Annotated in this window: 20 protein-coding genes; 7 read left to right on the forward strand and 13 right to left on the reverse strand. The window is 63.5% G+C overall.

Features of this window, described 5'->3' with window-relative positions; genetic code table 11:
- Window positions 1-562 precede the first annotated feature (562 nt).
- Entirely contained in the window at window positions 563-1,258 is a 696-nt protein-coding gene (locus tag SH412_RS06975) for a hypothetical protein (RefSeq protein ID WP_336522791.1), read from the forward strand.
- 108 nt (window positions 1,259-1,366) lie between these two features.
- On the forward strand, window positions 1,367-3,484 hold the full coding sequence (gene recG / locus SH412_RS06980; protein ID WP_336522792.1) for an ATP-dependent DNA helicase RecG: 2,118 nt from the start codon (window positions 1,367-1,369) through the stop codon (window positions 3,482-3,484).
- A 13-nt stretch (window positions 3,485-3,497) separates the two neighbouring features.
- Here the strand turns inward: recG and arsA are convergent, their stop codons facing one another.
- From arsA to SH412_RS06995, 3 genes are all read right to left on the reverse strand, one after another.
- Complete coding sequence (gene arsA, locus SH412_RS06985; protein WP_336522793.1) at window positions 3,498-5,255, reverse strand: arsenical pump-driving ATPase; 1,758 nt, start codon at window positions 5,253-5,255, stop codon at window positions 3,498-3,500.
- 39 nt (window positions 5,256-5,294) lie between these two features.
- Window positions 5,295-5,669, reverse strand: a complete 375-nt coding sequence (gene arsD, locus SH412_RS06990) for an arsenite efflux transporter metallochaperone ArsD (protein WP_336522794.1) — start codon at window positions 5,667-5,669, stop codon at window positions 5,295-5,297.
- Window positions 5,670-5,733: 64 nt separating this feature from the next.
- A complete protein-coding gene (locus SH412_RS06995; RefSeq protein WP_336522795.1) occupies window positions 5,734-6,063 on the reverse strand; it encodes an ArsR/SmtB family transcription factor in 330 nt (109 codons plus the stop codon).
- Window positions 6,064-6,438: 375 nt separating this feature from the next.
- Between SH412_RS06995 and SH412_RS07000 the strand changes: the two genes are divergently transcribed.
- The 4 genes from SH412_RS07000 (at window position 6,439) to SH412_RS07015 (ending at window position 13,024) form a co-directional block, all read left to right on the forward strand.
- Window positions 6,439-7,533, forward strand: a complete 1,095-nt coding sequence (locus SH412_RS07000; RefSeq protein ID WP_336522796.1) for a hypothetical protein — start codon at window positions 6,439-6,441, stop codon at window positions 7,531-7,533.
- Between the two features lie 318 nt (window positions 7,534-7,851).
- On the forward strand, window positions 7,852-8,490 hold the full coding sequence (locus SH412_RS07005) for a PEP-CTERM sorting domain-containing protein (RefSeq protein WP_336522797.1): 639 nt from the start codon (window positions 7,852-7,854) through the stop codon (window positions 8,488-8,490).
- Window positions 8,491-8,723: 233 nt separating this feature from the next.
- Window positions 8,724-10,259 carry an Nramp family divalent metal transporter gene (locus SH412_RS07010; protein ID WP_336522798.1) on the forward strand — a complete coding sequence of 512 codons (1,536 nt, stop codon included), beginning with the start codon at window positions 8,724-8,726 and terminating at the stop codon, window positions 10,257-10,259.
- Between the two features lie 311 nt (window positions 10,260-10,570).
- Window positions 10,571-13,024, forward strand: coding sequence for a DUF4159 domain-containing protein (locus tag SH412_RS07015; protein ID WP_336522799.1), 2,454 nt, complete (start codon window positions 10,571-10,573; stop codon window positions 13,022-13,024).
- A 164-nt stretch (window positions 13,025-13,188) separates the two neighbouring features.
- On the opposite strand, the gene SH412_RS07020 is transcribed toward SH412_RS07015, so the two are convergent.
- The 4 genes from SH412_RS07020 to SH412_RS07035 form a co-directional block, all read right to left on the reverse strand.
- Complete coding sequence (locus SH412_RS07020; RefSeq protein ID WP_336522800.1) at window positions 13,189-13,383, reverse strand: hypothetical protein; 195 nt, start codon at window positions 13,381-13,383, stop codon at window positions 13,189-13,191.
- 168 nt (window positions 13,384-13,551) lie between these two features.
- Window positions 13,552-15,198: a hypothetical protein gene (locus SH412_RS07025; protein WP_336522801.1), complete on the reverse strand. Its 1,647-nt coding sequence runs from the start codon at window positions 15,196-15,198 to the stop codon at window positions 13,552-13,554.
- A gap of 60 nt (window positions 15,199-15,258) precedes the next feature.
- A complete protein-coding gene (locus SH412_RS07030; protein ID WP_336522802.1) occupies window positions 15,259-16,173 on the reverse strand; it encodes a YybH family protein in 915 nt (304 codons plus the stop codon).
- Window positions 16,174-16,475: 302 nt separating this feature from the next.
- Entirely contained in the window at window positions 16,476-17,954 is a 1,479-nt protein-coding gene (locus SH412_RS07035) for a DUF1254 domain-containing protein (protein WP_336522803.1), read from the reverse strand.
- Between the two features lie 283 nt (window positions 17,955-18,237).
- On the opposite strand from SH412_RS07035, the gene SH412_RS07040 reads away from it, so the two are divergent.
- On the forward strand, window positions 18,238-18,711 hold the full coding sequence (locus SH412_RS07040; protein WP_336522804.1) for a cupin domain-containing protein: 474 nt from the start codon (window positions 18,238-18,240) through the stop codon (window positions 18,709-18,711).
- Between the two features lie 191 nt (window positions 18,712-18,902).
- On the opposite strand, the gene SH412_RS07045 is transcribed toward SH412_RS07040, so the two are convergent.
- The 6 genes from SH412_RS07045 to SH412_RS07070 form a co-directional block, all read right to left on the reverse strand.
- Window positions 18,903-19,163: a hypothetical protein gene (locus SH412_RS07045; RefSeq protein ID WP_336522805.1), complete on the reverse strand. Its 261-nt coding sequence runs from the start codon at window positions 19,161-19,163 to the stop codon at window positions 18,903-18,905.
- An 11-nt stretch (window positions 19,164-19,174) separates the two neighbouring features.
- A complete protein-coding gene (locus tag SH412_RS07050) occupies window positions 19,175-19,417 on the reverse strand; it encodes a hypothetical protein (RefSeq protein ID WP_336522806.1) in 243 nt (80 codons plus the stop codon).
- Between the two features lie 151 nt (window positions 19,418-19,568).
- Window positions 19,569-20,807: an NADH-quinone oxidoreductase subunit D gene (locus SH412_RS07055; RefSeq protein ID WP_336522807.1), complete on the reverse strand. Its 1,239-nt coding sequence runs from the start codon at window positions 20,805-20,807 to the stop codon at window positions 19,569-19,571.
- 255 nt (window positions 20,808-21,062) lie between these two features.
- A complete protein-coding gene (locus tag SH412_RS07060; RefSeq protein ID WP_336524153.1) occupies window positions 21,063-21,590 on the reverse strand; it encodes an NADH-quinone oxidoreductase subunit C in 528 nt (175 codons plus the stop codon).
- Between the two features lie 92 nt (window positions 21,591-21,682).
- Window positions 21,683-22,234, reverse strand: a complete 552-nt coding sequence (locus SH412_RS07065) for an NADH-quinone oxidoreductase subunit A (protein WP_336522808.1) — start codon at window positions 22,232-22,234, stop codon at window positions 21,683-21,685.
- 63 nt (window positions 22,235-22,297) lie between these two features.
- A complete protein-coding gene (locus SH412_RS07070; protein WP_336522809.1) occupies window positions 22,298-22,756 on the reverse strand; it encodes a DUF2203 domain-containing protein in 459 nt (152 codons plus the stop codon).
- Between the last annotated feature and the right edge of the window lie 15 nt (window positions 22,757-22,771).

Below are 22,771 nucleotides of genomic sequence, written 5' to 3' on the forward strand. Positions count from 1 at the left end.
GAACGACGCGGCCGATTGTAGCGGGGGAATCGCGCGGAGGCACGAAGGAAGTTGGGGAAGGGGCTGACTGCCAGGTGAAGAGGAAGAAGATTTCACCACGGAGGCGCGGAGGACGCGGAGAATTGAACAGCCGAGAAGAGTAGCGACCACGAATGGCACGAATTGACGCGAATGAAGACCAGGAGTTGGAACCACGGAGGTGAAGAGGAAGAAGATTTCACCGCAGAGCCGCGGAGGACGCGGAGGACGCGGAGAATTGAACAGCCGAGAAGAGTAGCAACCACGAATGGCACGAATTGACGCGAATGAAGACCGGGAGTTGGAACCACGGGGGTGAAGAGGAAGAAGATTTCACCGCAGAGCCGCGGAGGACGCGGAGAAGAGAAAGTCCGAGAAGAGAAGCAACCACGAATGGCACGAATCGGCGCGAATGAAGACCGGGAGCTGGAACCACGGAGAACACTGAGGGCACGGAGGAAATGCGAGGGAGGGGGACTTGATCTGTCAGCGGTGACGCCGGTGTGCCAGAATCCTGGCGGCAGTCTCCTGAATGGAAGTCCGAATGCCGCCGATGCTGCGTGAGCCCTGGTTTCTCCGTGGTCGCAAGAGCGTACTGCTGCGCGCCGTGCTGATGTCTTTTGTGCTCTCGGCTCTGTCGATGCTGGCCGGTTTGACGTTTCGGCTCGTCTTGTTTGCCAGTTTTGACGCCGAATTGTTCCGTGGACTGACCTTTGAAGCGGGTCGCATCATCTGGGGAACTCTGTTTGGAGGGATCGTGATGTCCGCAATCGGGATTCCCTGCTCAGTCTGGTACGGCCATTCCTATCTGCGAACGACTGCGGCCTGGCTGCTTGTGGTCGTGACCTGCAGTCAGAGCTTTCAGTTCGTCGCAAGTCTTGCAGGCTGGATGGAACGTGCTGGTTTCGAGACGCAGTACATTTCCATGGATTACGTCGCACTCTTCCTGCTCTTATGGTTCGCATGGAGTATCGCGTACCTGCGCCGATCCCGATCATTTGCCGGGGGCGCGTTGCTGTCCGCCGTCGTCCTTCCAGTCATTGTGCTGGTCATGCCGGCGACGGGGAAGGCCTTCTCGACTACGCCGTGGGACGTTTTGAGTTCGTGGTCGGGTGGCGTTCTGCCGCGTCTCGAATTTGGCGAGAGTTCGGCAGTCAAAGCAACCGGAACTCTGCTGGCGATTCTGTTTGTCCCGTGGGGCATTCCCTTCTGGTTCCCGCCGGCCGGCTCAGCCGGCTGAGACTGCCGGTTGAGTCCGTTCAATTCGGTCCAACTCGATCATCGCTCGGTCGGGCTCGGTTCCGGCGGTTGAAAACTCCCTCTGCTTTCGTCATCACTTGTGCAGGAGATGCTCCCTGCCGCCATGACGTCCGTCACGCCCCCAGCGCTGTCGCCGCTTGAACAGTCCGTGCAGTTTGTGCGGGGTGTCGGGCCGGCGCGCGCTGAGCTGCTGGCGAAGCTGGAGATCTTCACCGTCGAAGACCTGCTGCTGCACCTGCCGCGGGACGTCCTCGACCTGACGCACGTCAAACCGATTTTCGAACTGGTCGAAGGGGAGTTGCAGACCGTTCGCGGCGTTGTGGTCGACCGCGATTCCCGTCTCACGTCGACCGGCAAGACGATGACCGCCATCCTGCTGCAGTGCGATGGCGGCTACGCCCGCGGCGTCTGGTTCAACCAGCCCTGGATGCTGCAGAAGTTCCAGGACGGCCAGCGGGTCCTCTTTTCCGCGGCCCCGAAATTCCGTCAGAAACGCTGGGAGTTTTCGCATCCCCGAGTTCAGTTTCTCGAAGAAGACGACACCGCCGCCGATGGCGGCCTGATCCCCCGCTATCGCCTGACCGAAGGGCTGAAACTCCACGAGCTCCGGCGGATGATTCAGCATGCGGTCGAAGACGCCGTCGAGTTGCTCCCCGATCCGTGGCCGGAAGCCCTCCGCGACGAATTGCAGTTGCCGCGGATGGCCGACGCCGTCCGGCAGCTTCATCAGCCGGCCACGATGGACGAATACCGCGCGGGGCTCCGGCGGGTGCTTTACGAGGATCTGCTGGAGTTTCAGCTTGGCATCGCCCTCCGTCGGCGCTACTGGCGGAAGGAGAATAAGGCGGTGCCGTTGCCGGTGACGTCGAAGATCGACGCCCGCATCCGCCGGCTGTTTCCGTTTCAACTGACCGCCGGCCAGGACCAGGCGATTCGGGACATCGCCGCCGACCTGGGACGCGAACAGGCCATGCATCGGCTGCTGCAGGCGGACGTCGGCGCGGGGAAGACTGCGGTGGCAGTCTACGCGATGCTGGCGGCCGTCGCCGCCGGCCAGCAGGCGGTGGTGATGGCTCCGACGGAAGTCCTCGCTCAGCAGCACTGGCAGACGATCGAACGGCTGCTGGCGCAGAGCCGTGTCGAACGCCGGCTGCTGACGGGGCAGCTCACTGCCGCCGAACGGCGCGAAACGCTCGCCGGGATCCGCAGCGGTGCGGTGCAGCTCGTGGTCGGGACGCAGGCGATCATTCAGAAGGACGTGGAGTTTGCGAAGCTCGGCCTGGTCGTCATCGACGAGCAGCACAAGTTTGGCGTGATGCAGCGGGCGAAGTTCGCGTCGGGCGAGACCACGCCGCACGTGCTGGTGATGACCGCCACGCCGATTCCGCGGAGCCTGTGCCTGACGCAGTTCGGCGACCTCGATCTGACCTCGATCCACGAACTGCCGCCCGGGCGCCAGAAGGTCGTGACCAGCCGGATTTCGGGACCGGGAGCGGAGCGCAAAGTCTGGGAGTTTCTGCGGGGGAAACTGGCCGAGGGCCGGCAGATCTATGTCGTCTGTCCGCGCGTCGAAGCCGAGCTCGACAACGAAACGCCGGCGCTGTCGGCGGCGGCCGAGCAGGTTTTCCGCAATCTGTCGGCGGGCGAATTGAAAGATTTCCGCGTCGGGCTGCTGCACGGTCAGCTCGGGCGGGATCAGCGGGCCGATGTGATGGAGCGGTTCCGCGCCGCCGAGCTGGATGCGCTCGTCGCGACGACGGTGATCGAAGTCGGCGTCGACGTCCCGAACGCCACGCTGATGGTCATTCTGCAGGCGGAGCGGTTCGGGCTGTCGCAGTTGCATCAGCTCCGGGGGCGAATCGGCCGGGGCCGGTTCCAGGGGTATTGCTTCCTGTTTTCAAGCGTCGATCAGCCCGACGCCGTCAAACGTCTGGCCACGCTGGAAGCCTCTGCGGACGGCTTTCAGATTGCGCAGACCGATCTGGAGCTTCGCGGCGGCGGCGACGTGCTGGGGACGCGTCAACACGGAGCATTGCCGCTCAAAGTCGCGGACCTGGTCCGCGATCAGGAGTTGCTGGAAGAAGCCCGGACGAAGGCGTTTGAGCTGGTCGACAGCGGCCGGCTGGATCGGGTCGAGTTTGGTCCGCTCAAGCAGCGGGTGCTGGAGCGGTTCCGGCAGTTGATGGATCTGCCGGTGACGGGGTGAGGGGGGTGAGGAACTATCCCGCCACCAGCGACCGCAGCCCTTCCAGCCCGGTCGGCGGCGTGGCGTGCCACGGTAGCAGAACCGTCCGCGAGGACAGGCTGCCGGTGACTTCGTCAAGATACGTTCGCTCGTGCTGCCGACGGCTCTGCAGCACGGGATCGGTCACGGTCAGCGGGGTCAGGCTCTGGTTGATGACCCAAGCCCACGGTTCGATCTGCGCCCGGCGGAGATCCTGCTGCAACTGGGCGGCTTCGTGGACCGGGGTCGCTTCGGGAAGCGTCACGAGCAGAACCTTTGTGAACTCCGGATCGCGCAGGCGTGGAAGCAATTGCGCCACGGCGTCGGGCATCTGGCTCGACTGACGCGTGACTTCGCGGTGATATGCCAGGGCCGCGTCGAGCAGTAGAATCGTGTGGCCGGTGGGGGCCGTATCCAGGACGACAAAATGATCGCGACCTTCGTCGACGGCCTCGGCGAATGCGCGAAAGACGGCAATTTCTTCGGTGCAGGGGGATCGCAGATCTTCCTGCAGCAACGCCCGCCCGCTGTCGTCCAGCCCGGCGCCGGCCGTGGCCAGAACCTCGGCGGAATAACGGGCCGTTTCCACCTGCGGATCGATCCGACTGACGGTCAGCGTCGGCAATTCTTCGCCCGCCATCGCGCCCGACAGATGCGCTGCGGGATCGGTCGTCGAAAGATGCACGCGAAGTCCGCGCTCGGCAAGGGCCACGGCGATTGCCGCCGCCACGGTCGTCTTGCCGACGCCTCCTTTGCCCATCGCCAGAATGACGCCGTGACCGGCGGCAGTCAGATCCTCCAGCAGCGACCCGAGTCCGACCGAGACGGCGGGCGCCTCTTCCGCCGCTACGGGCGGCGGGGCTGGCAGATCGGTGAGATTGCCCAGATTGCGGAGCGATTCGATGCCCACGAAACCCGCGGACGTGAGGGGAATCTGCGTCACAGGGAGTTCGCGAAGGGCCTCCGGCAGTTCGACGAGGGCCTGCTCGCCGCGAGCCTGCATGGCCACTGCCAGCGGATCAGCGACGTCGGTGGCCTGGAAGACGCCGTTGACGACGAGGTGCTGATTCCGGACGCCGAGCCCGGCGAGTTCGCCGCTCGTGCGGGCGGCTTCGCGGAGGGCGGCGGCTTCCGGACGCGTGACCAGGATCAGCGTGGTCACTTCGGCATTGGCCAGCGCCTCGACGGTGGACTGATACAGCTTCTGTTGCGCCTGCAGGCCGGCGAGCGGCCCCAGGCAGGAGGTTCCGGTCGTGTTGGTCTCCATGAAGCCCGACCAGGCGGAGGGCAGGGTCAGCAGGCGCAGCGTGTGGCCGGTCGGGGCGGTGTCGAAGATCACGTGATCGAATTCCGACGTGGCCGAGGCGTCGCCCAGCAGCCGGGAGAATTCGTCAAAGGCCGCGATCTCCAGCGTGCAGGAGCCGGAGAACTGTTCTTCCATGCTGGCGACGGCCGCGGCGGGGAGGAGCCCGCGATAGGGGCCGACCATCCGCTCGCGGTACTCGGCCGCCGACGCGGCGGGATCGAGGTTCATCGCCGACAGACCCGGGACTGCGGGAATGGGCGAAGGTCGGTAACCGAGCTGGACCCCGAGGACTTCGTCGAGATTCGACGCGGGATCGGTGGAGACCAGCAGAACCCGCTGGCCGGCATCGGCGAGGCGGACCGCCGTCGCGCAGGCCAGCGACGTCTTGCCGACGCCACCCTTGCCGGTAAAGAACAGATTCCGCGTGGCGTGTTCGACGAATTCCATGGTGACCTCTCGCAAAGACCGACGAGAACCCTGCCGCCATCAGCCGCAGGCGGCGCCGCCGCAACAACCGCCTGACGGTTTCACAACGGGCAAGGTGGCCGTCGCGGCACCCGCCGGACCGGCCCACATGGTGAGCATTTCGCGAGAGGGATAGCCTTTGCGGCTGACGATGGCGCCGTCGACGACGACCAGCGGCAGGCAGTCGGTTCCCTGGGTGGCCAGCAGTTGATGGACGTCGGGGTTGGCGATGAATGCATCGGGCTGCTGCGCGAGGTTGAATCGCTCGACCTGGTGCCCCTGTGATTTCAGCCAGTCGAGGTCTGCCGCAAAGCGGGGGAGGACGGGGTCAACCTGCGGGCCGCAGACGCCCGTCGAGCAGCACATCGGCTTGTCGTAGATCTGGACGTGTTTCATGCTCACTTCTTCCTCGGTCAGAATCGGCAATCCGCGTGGGGGGATTGCTCCGGGACATCGGGACTTACAGGCCCGCCACGAGGGCCTTCAATTCGTGAAGCTGATCGCGGTTGATGCAGTAACAGACCTTCGGGCCGTCGACTTCGCCCTGCACGAGCCCGGATTCTTTCAGAATCTTCAGATGCTGCGACACGGTCGACTGCGCCAGCGGAAGCTCGCTGACGATTTCGCCGCAGACGCAGGTCGTGCGGCTGACGAGCAGCCGCAAGATCCGGACGCGTGCGGGATGGGCGAGCGCCCACGCCAGAGCCGCGAGGCGTTCTGCGGAAACGTCGGAGGGCAGCGTGGCGGGCTGGTCGTCGCAACAGCGTTTTGTTGAATTTACGGGAGGCATGGGAACTCCAGAATCGTTGATCGTCGATGAACGATATGGCTGTGTCACCGGAGGGTCAATGAGGAAATCGGAAGGTCGTCGCCGAATCCTCGTTTTTCAAGGTAATCCCGGTCCCGCTGGCCACGATATCCTGTCGGCGAGCGCTGGATGGGGAAGAATGGGTTTGAGCTTGGGGCGAGTTCGGCTCGGTCAGTGCGTTTCGGGGTATTCGACGGGACCTTCGCGGTGTCGAGGACGCAATGAAGTTAAGAAATGGCAGAGAGGCCGCGGGCGTGCTACAAGGTCAGTTCACAGGACGATGATCGCTCGATCTCAGTCCACGGAACTCAGTTCTTCGAGACCGGAGACGACGGCATGGGACTTCTCGTAACCCCGTTGAAGTTCTCGATCGCAGTGCTCGCGATGGTTGTCGGCCTGGCGCACCCGGCTTCCGCTCAGACCGACCGCCGGCTGCTGCAGAAGACGTCGCTCGATTTCGACAATGCGACGATCGGCGACGTGCTGAAAGATCTCGCGGAGCGGCATAAGCTGACGCTGGCCTTGTCTCCAAAAGTGACTGAGCGCGAATGTGATCAGAAGAAAGTAATGGTTCATGTCGCGGGTACGACGCTAGGTTCGGCCCTGAATCGACTGCGGGCCGTAAGTCCACTGGTCTTTGCCGTTGACAGAGGAGAGCTGAAAGTCGTCCTGCAGGAAGAAGATGATGAACGCCTCTATCCGATTCGCTACCCGACGATCGGCTGGGGGCCCCTCGTCGAGGATGTCGATTCCCTCAAGTCCGGATTGATGGGTGTGACGGGTCTGCGCTGGAAGGAAATTGATGGTCGCGGAGGAAGCATTGGCGACCTGACTCCTCAAGGGCTGGTTATCGAACAGTCCAGCCGGGGTCACTCAGAGATCCGTCAGTTGGTCGCTGATCTGGCTGTTCATGCGCGCGGACGTAAGCCGATTCCAACCGCCGCCGATCGTGTCGGCTTACGGATTGCAGATGCACTTCGGGGGCCGCTCGATTCACCGGCCCGGGAGATACCGCTGGTGGAGTTCCTGAAACAGGTTCTCGGCGAGCAAAAACTGGGCTGGCAGATTGACGTCAACGCATTGAATGACGAGGGGATCGAACTCGACAAGGTGCTGTTAAAGCACCCGGGTGACAAGCGAGCGCGGTATTCCATGCTCGATGAAGCGTTGAAATCCCACGGACTCGCGCGCTGGGCGGTTGAGGAAGTGGAATTTGTTACGACGCAGGCACGGGCGGACCAGACGACGACTGCCCGAATCTACCAGGTCGGTCATCGTCTGGATGGGATGAATACGATGACTGCGCTGATGCAACAGTTGCAGAATAACCCCGAGCTGGGAAGCTGGGAACAGGTCGATGGCGAAGGGGGATTCATGTTTCCGCTTGGTCATCTGCTCGTCATCCGCCAGACCGCAGCCGTGCACGGCAGATTGCCGCAGCTCTTGCAGTGACGAATCGCGACGGCACGAGGTTGACCCGAATTCGCTGTGCTACCCAGTTTCCGCCTGCGAACTACGCACCAACGAATGGGAATTGGGCGATGTTTGCGAATCCTGAGAAGCATGCAGAAGTTTCACGAAACCTGTCTTGCGAGACGGGGAAACGTCGCTAGGATCGTTCACGTGTCGACAGCGTCGCGCGGGATCCGCGAGGCTGATCGGTTGTCATCAGGCAGAACTCGAGTGCATCGGGGCGTTGCGCCAGCGATGTAGAAAGTGTAGCGGGCCATCGGTTTCAAATAGCATTTCCTTAGCGATGGAGTGATTAGGATGCAGAAGTTCTTGATGGCTTTGACGACGGCAGCGTTTCTTTCGACCGGCGCCAGCGCTCAGGCGGCTCTGATCATGGGATCGATTGGTTTTAACTCGGGAGCGGTAAGTCCGCTGCCAACTGGAGCAAATCTGACGACTTTCGAGAGCTTTCAGTTTAACATGAGCTCGAAAGAAGTCGACGGTATGGGCGACTTCGCTGTCTACAACGTTGACCCGATGGATCCTTTAGCGCCGTCTACTAGCGAGACGTTTCTGAACGTGATTGTCGACGTTGCCAATCTCAGTGGTTTTCAGTTTACGAGCGCTGATTTTGGAAGTTTTGTAGCCTCATCGGGCATCCAAACTGTTAACGATGGGGCCTTCCGCGGGTTTGTATTCACTGGCGCATTCACGCCAAGTGGAACTGGACTGCTGGCGGGAAAAGAAACAACAGAGGCCAATGTCTCTGTGATTTTCCTCCAAGCTGGGCAAACCGGTACTTTGAACGCCGCAGTGACCCTGCAAGCACCTCCGACGGTGCGCACCGACGCGGTTACCCCCGAACCCGCGTCCATCGCGATGTTCGGCACGATGCTGGTTCCGCTGGCCCTCGGCGCTTTCCGCCGTCGGCAGAAGGCCGCCCAGGCCGCGCTGTAATCTCGGGTTTCTTTGCGGAGGAGCTGGCCCGCTCATTCCTCGACGAAGCCTGATGATGCGGAAAGCCGCGCGGCGGGAGGCAGCGATCGCTCCCGCCGCGTGGCTTCTTCGTGCTTATTCCCTGAACACCGACCGCCGCCCCTGTTTGCGTGCGGCGGTTCTCACTGCTGCGCGGATCGACTATCCTGCCGGCTTCGTGATTTCAACGAACGCCCCGCAGGGATCGACCGACAATGAGCGTCACCGAAGAGCTGGTGCCGGATGATGTCATTCCGCACCGGCATCTGCCCCCGTTGCGCTATCGCGAGCTTCCCGAACCCCTGCCCTGGCGGCGGATGGTCGGCCCCAGCATCATCCTGGCGGGCCTGGCGCTGGGATCGGGCGAGTACATTCTCTGGCCGAATATCGTCTATCACTCGGGCTTCGTTTTCTTCTGGGCCTGCCTGCTGGGCGTTATTACGCAGTTCTTCGTGAACATGGAGATCGAGCGCTGGACGCTGGTCACCGGCGAAAGCGCCATCACGGGCTTCAGCCGTCTGAGCCGGCAGTGGGCGTGGATTTTTCTGATTCTCAACATCGTTCCCTGGGCCTTTCCGGGCTGGTCCACGGCCGCTTCAGAACTGCTTCTGGGGCTGTTGCTTGGTCCGGACGGGGGGACCGAGCCGCTGATCGCCGGGACGTCGCTGTCGCCTGCGGGGCTGCTGAGCATCGGCAGCCTGGTCGCTTGCGGGGCGATCCTGACCGCCGGTCCGATCGTCTACAACACTGTCGAACGACTGCAGATGTGGCTGGTCGGCCTGATCCTGATCCTGACCACGATCATCGGCTGCGCCGTCATCCGTCCGGACGCCTGGGTGGCGCTCGGTCGGGGGGTGGCCAGCGTCGGCTCGTTTCCGGATCTGCAGGCGACCGGGCTGACGTCCATGCAGTTGCTCGGAGCGCTGGCCTTCGCCGGAGCCGGGGGAACGCTGAATCTGGGGCAGAGCGGCTATATCAAGGACAAGGGGTACGGCATGGGCCAGTACCTCGGCCGGATCGTCAGCCCGCTCACGGGACAGGAAGAGGCGGCGGCGGAGACCGGCTTCCACTTTCACCATACGCCCGAAAACATGCAGCGCTGGCGCGGCTGGTGGCGGGCGGCGAACATCGAACACGGCATCAGTTTTCTCGGGACGTGCGTCGTCTGCCTGTCGCTGCTGGCGCTGATCGCCTATTCGCTGCTGTACGACGAGCAGGGGGTGCTCCGTTCCGATGCGACTGGGCTGGGGAGCGGCATGAAATTCGTCTGGGGCCAGGCGGAGCTGCTTGGCCAGCGGCCGCTGGGCGTCTTCCTGCGCTACGCGTATCTGATCGCCGGCGTGGCCATTCTGCTGACGACCGAGCTCGGCGTGCTCGACGGCACGGCTCGGATTTCCGCGGATATCGTCAAAGTCAACTATCTGCTGAACCATCCCGGCTGGACGGTCAGCCGGCTCTACAGCCTGTTCCTGTGGGGCGAGATTCTGCTCGGTTCGCTGATCCTGCTGTTTGTGACTCGCGAGCCGCTGCTGCAGGTGCAGCTCGCCGCGGCGATGAACGGCGCGGTGATGTTCCTCTACTCGCTGCTGCTGCTCTACTTGAATACGAAGATCCTCTCACGGAGCCTGTCGATCGGGCCGGTCCGCTTCCTGGTGCTGGTGTGGTCGTGCGCGTTCTTCGGTTACTTCACCCTGCAGGCGGCTCCGCCGTTCTTGAAGACGGTCTGGGGGCTGGTGACGGGTGGCGTATAAATCACCGGTCGCGATTCTGAAACGGCGTGTCCTTGTCTGGTCCCCTTTCCCGCATTCTGAGGTGGGAAAGGGCCAGAGTGAAGGCGCATTTCCTTCCGGAAAAACTGCGAAGAGGCCCTCACCCTAACCCTCGCCCGCCACAGACGGAGGGGGAGGGGACCGGACGCGCGCCTCACAAGCGTGGCCGCTGATTTCGATTGCGACTCAAGACCGGGGCATCGCGAAGACGCACCTGCCCCGGCCACCCGGTTCGGGAAACAGGCCTTGGATGGGACTTCTCACCTTCGCCCGCCGTCGCAGCCGAGATATGATTGTGCGGGCAGGAAATCACCGCCCGCGGCTGGCAGTGGTGTCGACTGCAGAAACTGGTGGAGCTGATGATGACGATCCTCGCACGCTGGCGCCTGCCGCTGATCGTTGTCTGGGTGGCGGCGCTTCAGGCGGCCGGCCCTGCGCTGGCCGCGGACGTCTCCAAGCAGGAAGTCGATCGCGCCATTCAGCGCGGGGTGCAGTTTCTTGCCAATCAGCAGACGCTCGACGGCGAATGGGGATCGACGGATCAGCATGTTGTGGGGATCACGTCGCTCGCCCTCCTGGCGCTGCTCAATGCCGATGTGCCGGCCAATCATCCGGTGGTCCGGAAGGGGCTCCAGGCGTTGCGCCGCGTTCCGGTGGATAATGAACCGAAACAGACCTATGAGATTTCGCTGATGATCATGGCGCTGGTCGCCGCCAAAGATCCCAGCGAACTGCCGCGCATCGCCAGGCTGGCTCAGCGTCTGGAAGAGGGCCAGATCACCGCGGGTCCGAACACGGGGGGCTGGGGCTATACTTCGCGGAGCGGGGGGGACCCCAGCAACGCCCAGTTCGCCATTCTGGGGCTGCGCGAAGCGGCGGAGGCCGGCATTCCCATCGATCGAGAGACGTGGGTTCGCGCGATGGGCTACTGGTCGAGCCGGCAGAATCCGGACGGAGGCTGGGCCTACGGCGATCGCCAGTCGAGCAGCGGGAGCATGACGGTCGCCGGCCTGTCTTCGACCACAATCATCGGCCAGATGCTGCAGGACGATGCAGGGATCGGCCCCGACGGCCTCCCCCCCTGCTGCCAGGTGCGCGAACCCGACAAGGCCACCGACCGGGCGGTCCGATGGATGGCGAATCACTTCTCGGTGACGCAGAATCCGGGGAACGGGAGCTGGCTCCTTTATTATCTCTACGGGATGGAACGGGCCGGGCGGCTGACCGGCCGCCGGTTCTTCGGGGATCAGGACTGGTACCGCCAGGGGGCCAAGGTACTGACCGTCATGCAGATCAACGACGGATCCTGGAACGAGTCGCAAGGCCCGGTGGTTTCGACGAGTTTCTCGCTCCTGTTTCTTTCCAAGGGGCTCGCCCCGGTCCTGGTCAACAAGCTCAAGCACGGGCCGCGGGACGTCATCAAGCAGAAAGAAATCGCCGGGGACGACTGGAACCGCCATCCCCGCGACGTCCGCAACCTCGTGGAATTGATCAGCGGCCTCGAACGCTGGCCCCAGCTCCTCACCGCCCAGGAAGTCGACATCGCCAGGGCGGTTGACGGGGGGGGCGTGAACGATCTCCTCCAGGCGCCGGTTCTATTCCTCAGCGGCGAGCAGCCCCTCTCGTTTACCGAGGCCGAAGAGGCGCTGCTGCAGGAGTACCTGCTCAACGGCGGTTTTCTGTTCGTCTCTCCCACCTGCGGCAGCGCCGGCTTCGAGCAGAGCTTTCGCGAGCTGCTGCCCCGCATTCTGCCGCCGGGCGAATCCGAGCTGAAGCCCCTGCCGCACGACCACCCGGTCTATCGGGCCGAGTACCCGTTGCAGCCGGAAGGGGTCGAACTGCTGGGGGTCGACTTCGGCTGCCGGACGTCGGTGATTTACTGCCCCGAGGATCTCGGCTGTCTGTGGGAATACTGGGCTCGTCACGATCCGCCGAAGCGCAACCCGCGTCTGAAGGCGCGGATCATCCGGTCGACGCAGATCGGCATCAATGTGATCGCCTATGCGACCGGACGCGAGCCTCCCGCCAAACTCGACGCTCCGAAGATCGCCAGCAACAAGGACCTCAATCGCGTGGAACGGAGCCTGCTGGAGATCGCCAAGATCCGCCACAGCGGCGGCTGGGACACTGCCCCGCAGGCCCTCAAGAATCTGCTCACGGCTCTCAACGAAACCGCGGGGGGCATCGCCGCCGTTCGACCGCAGAACCTGGTCCTCACCGACGAAAACCTGTTTCAGTATCCGCTGGTCTATATGCACGGCCGCAGCCGGTTCGACCTGAGCGGACCCGAGCGCGAGCAGCTCAAGCTCTATCTGTCGCGCGGAGGGGTCCTGTTTGCGGATGCCTGCTGCGGGGCCAGGCCGTTCGACAAGAGCTTCCGCGAACTGATGGAGCAGCTCTATCCGGACCGCCGGCTTGACCGCATTCCGGTTTCGCACGAGCTGTTCTCGGATCGCATCGGCCACGACCTGAAGCGCGTCCGCCGGCGCGGGGCGGAGCCGGGGGAAGCGAACGGCCCGCTCCTGAGCGAGGTCCGCGAAGGTGAGCCGTTCCTCGAAGGGATCGAAGTCGACGGTCGGTACGTGGTGATCTACAGCAAGTACGACATCAGTTGCGCGCTCGAACGTCAGTCGAGCGCAAGCTGCCCGGGCTATGTTCCGGAGGACGCCGTCCGGATTGCCACGAACATCGTCCTGTATTCGCTGCTGCAGGACGTGCGGTTCGGCGCGGACGAAGCGAAAAAGTAGCTGGGTCCGGAGTCAGGAAGACACGACTGGGGTTCGTTGTCCAATCGCTCTTGGTTGCGCCGATGCGCAGGGGACCGATGGGAGGCCTCAAGGGCAATGGACTCCGGGGCATCGCGAAGACGCTCCTGCCCCGGCCACCCGGACCGTATCGCGGCAATTCGTCGTTACGCCGCCCGGCGTTTCTGTTGCTGATGCGCGGCCGATTCGTCCGGGGTTTTCTCGACCGCCGACCAGCGTGGAACGGTGAAGAGATAACAGCAGCGGTGGCAGCGGACGGTCGCCACCACGAAGGAGAGCAGGTTCGAATTGGCACTGCGGCTCAGGTAGACGTCGTGCGTCTTGCAACGCGGACACTGCATTTCACTCGCCCCTGGAATACTGTCGCGACCTCGGAATCCATGCCGACCGCGCGGGAGTTTTAGCGGGGAACGGGGAACTGGGGAAGAGCGGTTTTCGGGTCGTCGCTGCGTTGCGGGCCGCCGGTAGAAACCGTTGGGAGACGTTCTGCGTCGGCCGCAGCGACGCGCTCAGTTCGACGTCGTTCCGGCGTCGGGTTGCTTCAACCGGACCAGCAGCCATTGTTCCGTGCGATCTTTGCCGTCATGAATCAAAGCCGGCGCCTCGTCCTTCGTCAGGTTGTAGAGGCCCGTTTCGATGACTTTCGTCGAGTCGTCTCCCATCGTAAAGGCGACCTGCTGCGATTTCTTATCGACTGAGCCGTGGATGACCTGCGACTGTCCGGTGGCGTTGTCGGTGTAGTTGCCGCGCAGCACGCCCTGCGGATTCACTGCGAGCTGAATGGTGACGTCGGATTTGGACTGATCCGGTTTCGTCAGGGCGAAGACTCCCAGCGGCATCCATTGGCCGTCGGCCGGCGCCTGGGCCTGTGTTCCCGCGGCCGCCAGACTGGCCGCCTGGTTATAGTAGTCTTCGGACGAGCCGACGTTCTGACCGTTCACGTAGACGCTGTTGTCCTGGTAGGTGACGTTGTTGCCATAGTCGTAGTAGATCGGGGCCGGCGGATAGTAGCCCATCCAGTCGCCCACCGAGCCCCAGGTCGCCGCCTGCCAGATGGCGCTGGCGCCCCAGCCCGCGGCGAACCAGGCGCCCGGATGGTTCGTATACCAACCGGTCCCATAGACGCCCCAATGGTCGAAGTTGCCACGGACGGCGGTTGCGCAGGTGTAGCGCCCTGAGGGCGAAACTCGAACGAAGCCTGCGGCGTTCGGTCCGACCGCCATGCCGCGAGCCGCGACTCCGCCATCGGGTCCGCGGACTGCGCCCCCTGCGGCGAAGCCTCCGTTCCGGCCGACGGCCGCCCCTTGAAACCCGGCTGCGCCGCCGGCCCCTTCAAAGCCGCGACCGGCGACTGCGCCGCCGTCGGGACCGACCGCAGCACCGCGTCCGACGGTATTCCCCTGCGGCCCGGTGACTGTGGTCCCGGTGGCCGTTCCGCCGCGCGGGCCTTCGTACGAGCCGTGATTCACGTCGAAATTGTTCCCGCCGAACTGCTGGCTGCCTCCGAGGTTGTGGAGGCCTTCATCGGACGGCAGTCCCAGAAAGCTGTTGAGCTGGCTGCGATCGGGTGAGGAAAAGCGATTGCCAAATCCGCCATCCGCCCCTTGCCCAAAGCCCGAACGATTGTAGCCGTCGCCACCCAGCCCGGGCAGGTTGTTGCGCTGTCCTTCGCCTCCAAAACCGCCAGCGCCGGAGCGATTGAAAGCGCCGCCCTGAGCGGCGCCTCGATCAAATCCCCCGCCTGCAGCGCCCGCCGCACCGCCGGCGCCGCCACGGTTGAAGCCACCCGCACCGGCCCCTCCGAAGCCACCGCCGCCGAAACCACCGGCTCCCCCGCGATCGAAACCTCCTGCTCCGCCGCCGAAGCTCCCGCCACGGTCGAATCCGCCGCCGGCGCCGCCTCCTCCAAAACCGCCCGCTCCGCCGCGGTCAAATCCGCCTCCACCGCCGAAGCCGCCACCAGCTCCACCGCCAAATCCGCCACGGCTGAAACCGCCGCCCCCACCTCCGCCGAAGCCTCCACCCCCGAAACCGCCTCCACCACCACCGCGGAAGCCGCCGCCTCCACCGCCAAAGCCCCGGCCCCAGCTCAGCGTCGGGCCGAGGATGGCGATCAGACTCAGGCTCAACGTGGCAACCAGGAGTTTTCGGTGCATGCTGGATTCTCCGCGGCGCGGGTCGCGATTCGGGGACTGGGACGAACTCGCGTCGAAGGACTACTTTGCGGGCTGGCGCTTGAGGACGACTTCTTCGGTGTCGGGCAAAGGCTGACCGCCGACCGATCGACGGACCGACTTCCAGAGGTAGGCGTTGTCATCCAGGCGTTGCAGAAGCACGACCGCTTCGGTGGGGATGCCCTCTCCAGTCATCCCGCGGACTTCGGCGGACCAGCCGTCCGGGAGGGGAGACCAGACGCCGATCGCGTTTCCGCCGTCCGGGCTGAAGTTCCAGGATTGAACGTGTCCCGCCTGGGGATTCCAGCCGATCAGTTGCAGGCCCGAGAGCGTGGCGCCGTCCGAGTGCGTGACGGAGTACTTCCGTTCGACGAAACTCTTGTTGGCGATCCAGCGGCAGACGGACTCGGATTTCTGGCCGTGCTCTTCGGCGGCCCAGACTCCGATCAGCCATTCCAGGTCGGCGATGTTGCGATAGGCCGAGGGGGATTCCATCCGGCTGTCGCGGACAGTGGACATCAGCCACTTGCCGTCGACCTTGACATGCACGGCCGTGTATTTTCCGGCGGCGGGAGCCCCCTGCGCCGGAGACTCCAGAATGGTTCGACCGTCTTCGATGGCGGCCGTATCGCTGAGCAGCCGGAGCGAATCGATGACGATCCGCAGACGGGCGCCGGGGTTCTCGGCGAAGAATCTAGCGTAGTTCTGTTCGATCTCGGCCCGGCCGGCGAACTTCTTGCCGGATTCGTCATTGTAGTCGCCATCGGCTGTCCAGAGGGCCGCGACGGCCTTGGCGTCGCCCGCGTTGAATGCGGCCGTAAACGCCTGAGATCCTGCACGGATCGCGGCGAGCTCGGCCGCGGAACCGGTTTCCGGGTTCTGAGCGGCCCCCTGCGAAACCCAGCACCCGCTCCCCAGCAGCACGGCGCAAATGATCGCGTACTTGACCTGCTTCACGTCACGCTCCCGCTCGGATGTGCGCGGCCGTGCGCGGAACTAAAGGGTGGTCTCCTCCACCCGCATTGAGTGATCACTGATCCTACCGATTGGTTCCGACAGCCAGCGCGCCAAACGGTTGTCGCTCCGGCAAGTGGGGAAGACTGCGGCGACGGCAACGCCTGTAGCGGATAAATGATACTGACCCCGCCGAGCAGCCGTCCGCAATCTTCAGAGAATCGGTACGAGTGGTTTCGGCGGGTTCGGAATGGGCGGGAGCGTCTGCTTCCCGCCGGGCCGATCAGTGCACTCGCAGTTCCCGGCTACTTCACCCGCTGGATTCCCGGCGGTTTCCAGGTTCCTTTGCCGGCGGGAAGAATGGACGGGGCTTCCGTCTTCGGCCAGTAGAGGCGCATGACGAGATAAATCGTGCCATTCGGAGCGGGGAGCCAGTTGGATTCCCGCTCGGGGCCGGGGCTGTCTTTCTGAATGTAGAGGGTCAACGAGCCGTCCTCGTTCTTTTTCAGATCCGGCAGCATCGGCGAATTGATCAGGTAGCGGTTGATCGGGTTCTTGATGAGCAACTGGCTCTTGCCGTCGTACATGGTCACCGACCAGAAGGCGTTGACCGGCGGAAGGTCGCCGGCGGGGAACTTGATCGTGTAATTGTGTTTGCTGCCGTCGAGCGTCTCGCCGTCTGCGTCGACGCGAGTCATCGGATACGTGGCCTCGATCGAGTCGTTGCCGTAGATGCCGGCCTTGGCCGCCGCGGCGCGGAGCAGCCAGTCCCCCTTGTAGAACTCCCGGTCGCCGAACGGCGAGGAGATCTTCCAGCCGTTGATGTCCTTCAACGCGGAGGCGAGGTACTTTTCGAGCTTCTCCTCGCCCTCTTTCATGGCGAGCAGGATTTCCGCTTTGTGCTCCGGCGTCAGATCTTTGAAGTCGAAGGTCTTGCCCGGGCCGACGCCGATGCGTGCCAGCCTGGCGCGGATTTCCTTGTCTTCCGGCGACTCGGGGATGAACTTCAAGGCGAAATCGAGGTAGTCGTAGAAGTTGTCTTTGACGCCCTTCGAACTTGCCGGCAGAAAGTCGATTTCCGGCGCGGCGGGTGGCGCCGGTTGTTTCAGAAAGGCGGAGAGGGGCTGCGACTTGTAGCCCGCCTGCACCTCCACGACGTTGGGCATGTCGTCGGCCTGGAAGAGCTGAGTCCGGAAGATGACCAGCGAGAAGGGGGTGGTGGAGCGAAAGACCTGCCGGACTCCCGCGGGCGTTTCTCCCTTCCATTCGGGACCGGCGACGAGGTAGTCCCCCGGTTCGGTCCCCGTGGCGCGGCTGCCGATGTAGCCGTAGTTGTAGAGATTGCCGTCTATCAATTGCACGGAGTAGTAGCGCTCTTTCGGGACGGCCGGAACGGAGATCACTATCGGTTCGGCGCGCAGGTCGAGCCAGAGCATCGAATAGGGGGTGTCGCTGTTGGGCGTCACGACGGCCGTATCTTCGTAGGTGAAGACGCGGGCGTCGTTTTTGATCTGGTTGAACGGTCCTTTGTACTGTCCGGAGTTTTTATCGACGCAGAATTCGTGCATGATCGCGTAGTTCATGACGAGGGGCAGGCCGTAGATGAAGCCTGCTTCGGCGATGGCCTTCGTCTCGGCGAGGTCGGGGGCTGCGATGCCGGCCGCTTTTTCCGCCTTGGCGGCCGTCGAAATCGGGTCGTCTTTCCGGCCGCAGCCGGTGAGCGACGTGAGGATGACGGCGCCGGCCAGCGCTGGACCGATGAGACTTCGGATTGTCGATTTCATGGACGTCTCTCGTTTCGAAAAGCCTGGAGGGGTTTGCTGCGTCGCCTTGCGAGAATCCCGCATGGCCCGATCCGACATGTGACACGGCCGCTCTGTGGAGAGGAGCGGGAGTTCGTTTCGACGCAGTCTCGCGAACCCCGCTCACTATATCCCGGAGGGAGAAGTCCCGCGACGATTGACGTGCGGCCGATGTGTGAATATTAACACCGTCGGAAATCCCCAGATCAATTCTGGCGATCGAACCGCGTCGTCGCCCGCGCCGCATTTATTCCGGAGCCAGACAATGCCTCCTGTTGTTCGCTCGCATGCCGAAGGTCGAACGATCGCCGTGGTCGGCGACGTTTGCCGTTTCCTGGCCACCGGGGCGGAAACGGGCGGGAAGTATGCACAAATTGAGTCGATCGTTCCGCCGGGCGGCGGCCCGCCGCCCCACGTCCACAGCCGGGAGGAGGAAGGTTTCTTCGTGCTGGAAGGGGAGATCACGTTTCAGATCGGGGATCAGCGGCTGGTGGCGACGGCGGGGACGTTCGCCAACCTGCCGATCGGCACGCCGCACTCCTTCCGGAACGAAAGCGACCGGCCGGCGAAGATGCTGATCACGATCGCACCGGCGGGACTGGAAGAGATGTTTGTTCAGATCGGCGTGCCGCTTCTGACGGGGACGACGACGGCCGCTCCGCCGACGGAGGAGGAGATTGCGAAGCTGCTGGAGCTGGCGCCGGGGTATGGGATCGAGGTGCTGGGACGGGGGAAGTGAGCGGCGGCTGTGGACTACTCGGGCAACGCCGCGACGGCATCGGCGTCGAATCTGTGCTGGATGAATCTCAAGTCGGCGGTCTGGACCGTGTCGCGCGCCGATCGTCTCGAAAGACTTCGAGCCTGTCACGTTCGGCGTTACGCTTCGTACTGGAGATCAGGTTCAGCACCGCGGTCTTTGACTGACGTTGACTACGCCCACACTGCAAGCTGAGCTTCGGGAATCTCGCACCGAGTCACATGCAGGCCAATCGAATCCAGTTGCCGCCGGGCCGAGCGGATCGCGTCCTCCATCGTCGCTGCGTTGCGATGGAATGTCGCGTACAATTCCCCATTGCAAACGCCGGGGTGGGAATCGTCGGCGCCGGCGTCATACAGCGCGTTGGACCAGTCGAGTAAGTCGCGAGGATCGTCAGCCAGCCACAACGTGAACTCGAACGTCGGCGATGCCATCTCGGCCTCCCTCATTCCTCTGTTTCCGAATCGTCGTCCGCGATATGGGTGCAGCGATCCACAAAATGTCGAATTTCACGGGCGTGACCTTCAGGATCGCGTGGAGTTGACCAAACGCTTTTGCGGCAGGCGCCGCGAATTCCCGCTCCACACATGATAACGCAAAACGCATGGCCGCCCCCTTTCCTGACTTTCCATCCATGCTCTTCAGCATACTGGATGGCCGCCTGGATGTGCTTGTTGGGATGACGCACGAGAGTTCTCCGGAACCCTGGTGAATGGCATCATGGCCACAATGACAGTGGTCGCATGATACGTCCGTCGTCAAGGGGCAACAAGTCTCTCGGGCATACGTTTCCGGGCTGCAGTACCCGTCATTCCCAGTGACTGGATTTCGCATCCCCTTTACCGGTCAATCTCACCCATCATCACGTCCAGCGAGCCCAGAATCGCCGGGATGTCGGCGATCAGGACGCCGCGGCAGAGGGGCTCGATGACCGACAGGTTGCAGAAGCTGCTGCTTTTCGCGCGGCAGCGGACCGGGTTCGGGTCGCCGTCGGCGACGAGGTAGATCCCGAGCTGGCCGCGCGGGCATTCCGTTTCCAGGTAGCACTCGTCGACCGGCAGCTTCGCTCCCAGCTTGAACGGGACGCGATGCGTCCCCTCGGCGTGGGGATAGCGGTCGAGCGCCTGGCGGACCAGTTTGATCGACTGCACGACTTCCAGCATCCGGACGTAGAACCGGCACCAGTTGTCGCCGACGACCGCTTCCGGCGGGGCTTCCGTAAATGGCGGCACAGGAACCGACCAGTCGTAGCCGGCGTACATCCGGGTGTAGATCGGTTCTCCGTCCCGGCGGAGGTCGAAGTCGACGCCGCTGCCGCGCAGGACCGGGCCGGTGCAGTTGTGGCTGATGGCCATTTCGCGATCGAGAATCCCCAGTCCCGCGGTCCGCTGAATGAAAATGTGGTTCCGCGTCAGGAGCGTGTGATACTCCTGAATCCGCGGCTCGAACCATTCCAGGAAGAGCCGGACCGCGTCGGTCCAGGCCATCTGCTCGGTCGGGTCGCGTTCGGTCATTGCCGCCAGGCCGGGGGGGATGGTGATCTCCTGCGGCAGGTCGTGGGTGGCGCCGCCGATGGTCAGGTAGCTGTAGGTCAGTCGGGCGCCGCAGGCTTCTTCGAACAGGTCGAGAATCATCTCCCGTTCGCGGAAGGCGTAGAGGAACGGGCTGAAGGTTCCCAGGTCGAGGCCGTAGGCGCCCATGCCGACCAGGTGGCTGGCGATCCGGCCGAGTTCGGCGATGATCACGCGGAGGGTCATCGCTTTTTCGGGGACTTCCATGCCGATCAGTTTCTCGACGGCGAGCGAGAACCCGAGGTTCATGTTCATGCCGGCGAGGTAGTCCATGCGGTCGGAATACGGAATCCACTGGACCGGGGCGAGGTTCTCGCCGATTTTTTCGGCGCAGCGATGGAGGTAGCCGATGTGCGGCGTGACCTCGTGAACGACTTCGCCGTCGGTGCGGAGCTGCAGCCGGAGCACGCCGTGGGTGCTGGGATGCTGCGGCCCCATGTTGACGAGCATCTCATCGGTGCGGACGTCGAACTCGACAATCCGGGGATCTTCCGCGACGAGACTCATACTGGGCGGTCCTCTCAATTGAAATGCGGAAGAGGTTTACCGCGGAGACACGGAGGACGCGGTGAAGATTTTGAGGAAAGTGAAAAGTGAGTATTGAGTCGTGATGAGTGCAAAGTGCGACGGACATGGGGGGCTGCCAAACCGCATCGCAACTTCCTTGTGCACTTTTCATTTCTCACGACTCACTTCTTCTCGTCCTCCCTCCGCGTTCTCCGCTTCTCCGCGGCGAAAACTCTTCGTCTTTTCGGATCCTGCCTACCTGGCCCGGATCCCGTGGTATTCGAGCGGGAAATCGTAGTCTTTGCGGAGCGGGTGGCCTTCCCAGTCCTCGGCGCAGAGGATTCGCCGGAGGCGGGGGTGGCCGGTGAATTGGATGCCGACCAGGTCGTAGGCTTCGCGCTCGTGCCAGTCGGCGATGGCCCAGACGCCGGTGACGCTGGTGATTTCCGGGAGTTGTCCTGCGACGTCGTTCTTCCAGCGGGGAAGTTTGACCTTCACGACCAGCCGGTGGCGGAGCGACAGGCTGAAGAGGTGATAGACGACTTCGATCCGGGGATCGGCGAGCTGCTTTTTCTTGCGGTCGGTTTCGAGCCAGTCGACGCCGCAGAGATTGCTGAGCGTATCGAACTGCAGCTCGGCGTCGTCGCGGAGAAACCGGCAGACTTCCGCGATGGCGGCGGGGGCGACTTCAATCCACGGATCGCGCGATTCCGACTGACAGTTCAGAATCTGTCCGTCGGTGAAGCGGCCGAGCAGCCGTTGATGAATCGCCGCGATGTCCATGATCAAACCTCACCCCTCCCAAATTCGTTCTGTGCCTCTGCCCGGAAACGTCCGGTCCCGCCGCGCGACGTCGCCTGTAGCTGATGGTCGTCCTACCGGTGCAGGGCCGTCGGGCGAACGGACGGACGCGAACCTCCCGCCGCGACCTGTCGGCTGAGCGCCCGGACCCAGTCGAGGTCGCCGCGCTTCCAGACGTAGGCGAATCCGACGAGCAGCACCGCAAAGAAGACCAGCAGGTCTGCAAAGGCCATCCAGCCGAACCGGAGAGCGGCGTCCGCGGGGAGCGCCGCCGCGGCGTCGAGCTGACCGGCGGGGAGGCTCAGCAGTCGCTCCGTGGCAGCGATCCGCTGCCCCTCGGACAGGGTCGTATCCGTGAGCTGCATCGTGTTGCCGAAGACCGCGACCCACGGGAAGAAGAAGACGACTTCGACGTCAAAGACGATGAACAGCAGAGCGACGACGTAGAACCGCAGGTCGAACTGAATGTAGCTGCTGCCGATCGCCGGTTCGCCGCATTCGTAGATCGAGGTTTTTTCGGCGGTGGGGAGCTTTGGCCTGAGGAGTGCGCCGATCAGCAGCGGCACCAGCAGCAGGGCCAGCCCGGTCAGCGCGAAGATCAAAAAGTGGCCGGGGATCTGGGTCATGGAGCACAGACTGAGCGTCGAAGGAACGGCGGGACCAGCGCCCCGCCCGGCGTGTTTGGTCGACTAGTTGGTCGAACTGACGGGAGGAACGTCGAGGTCCGGCAGGCGTTCGCGCCCCTGGAAGCCGCTGTCGACGGTGTGCCAGAATTCGACGGCTGCTTCGTCGAGCTTCCAGCAGAGAAACGCCTCGCGGCCGTTGATGGTGGTCGGGAAGTCGACGAGCCCCTGATCGTAGTCTTTGAACTCGACGCCGAGCTGCTCCAGTTCGCCGACGAAGCCTTTCAGACGTTCCATGTCCTTTTCGAGGTCGGCCTGAATCTGTTCGACCTCCTCGGTGTACATGTCGGTGGCCTCTTTGTTTCGCCGCTTGTGGTTCCGACGAAGATCCTGCAGCCGAAGTTCGCGATCGCGGACGTCCTTATAAAGTTCGACGATGTCCGCGACGATGGCCCTGACGAGGGGCAAGGTCCGGTTGGCTGACGCCACGGTAAATTGTTTGGCCTGCAGGGCTCGGGCACTCATCCACTGCTCCGTATG

This window comes from Planctellipticum variicoloris (assembly GCF_030622045.1).
GTDB lineage: Bacteria > Planctomycetota > Planctomycetia > Planctomycetales > Planctomycetaceae > Planctellipticum > Planctellipticum variicoloris.

Bases quoted from the DNA above. Each gene is read 5' to 3' on its own strand.
- SH412_RS07005 (WP_336522797.1), top strand. From the start codon at position 7,852: ATGCAGAAGTTCTTGATGGCTTTGACGACGGCAGCGTTTCTTTCGACC.
- SH412_RS07010 (WP_336522798.1), top strand. From the start codon at position 8,724: ATGAGCGTCACCGAAGAGCTGGTGCCGGATGATGTCATTCCGCACCGG.
- SH412_RS07035 (WP_336522803.1), bottom strand. From the start codon at position 17,954: ATGAAATCGACAATCCGAAGTCTCATCGGTCCAGCGCTGGCCGGCGCC.
- arsA (WP_336522793.1), bottom strand. From the start codon at position 5,255: ATGGAATTCGTCGAACACGCCACGCGGAATCTGTTCTTTACCGGCAAG.
- recG (WP_336522792.1), top strand. From the start codon at position 1,367: ATGCTCCCTGCCGCCATGACGTCCGTCACGCCCCCAGCGCTGTCGCCG.
- SH412_RS06975 (WP_336522791.1), top strand. From the start codon at position 563: ATGCCGCCGATGCTGCGTGAGCCCTGGTTTCTCCGTGGTCGCAAGAGC.
- SH412_RS07065 (WP_336522808.1), bottom strand. From the start codon at position 22,234: ATGACCCAGATCCCCGGCCACTTTTTGATCTTCGCGCTGACCGGGCTG.
- SH412_RS07045 (WP_336522805.1), bottom strand. From the start codon at position 19,163: ATGGCATCGCCGACGTTCGAGTTCACGTTGTGGCTGGCTGACGATCCT.
- SH412_RS07040 (WP_336522804.1), top strand. From the start codon at position 18,238: ATGCCTCCTGTTGTTCGCTCGCATGCCGAAGGTCGAACGATCGCCGTG.
- SH412_RS07020 (WP_336522800.1), bottom strand. From the start codon at position 13,383: ATGCAGTGTCCGCGTTGCAAGACGCACGACGTCTACCTGAGCCGCAGT.
- SH412_RS06995 (WP_336522795.1), bottom strand. From the start codon at position 6,063: ATGCCTCCCGTAAATTCAACAAAACGCTGTTGCGACGACCAGCCCGCC.
- SH412_RS07070 (WP_336522809.1), bottom strand. From the start codon at position 22,756: ATGAGTGCCCGAGCCCTGCAGGCCAAACAATTTACCGTGGCGTCAGCC.
- SH412_RS07055 (WP_336522807.1), bottom strand. From the start codon at position 20,807: ATGAGTCTCGTCGCGGAAGATCCCCGGATTGTCGAGTTCGACGTCCGC.
- SH412_RS07025 (WP_336522801.1), bottom strand. From the start codon at position 15,198: ATGCACCGAAAACTCCTGGTTGCCACGTTGAGCCTGAGTCTGATCGCC.
- SH412_RS07060 (WP_336524153.1), bottom strand. From the start codon at position 21,590: ATGGACATCGCGGCGATTCATCAACGGCTGCTCGGCCGCTTCACCGAC.
- arsD (WP_336522794.1), bottom strand. From the start codon at position 5,669: ATGAAACACGTCCAGATCTACGACAAGCCGATGTGCTGCTCGACGGGC.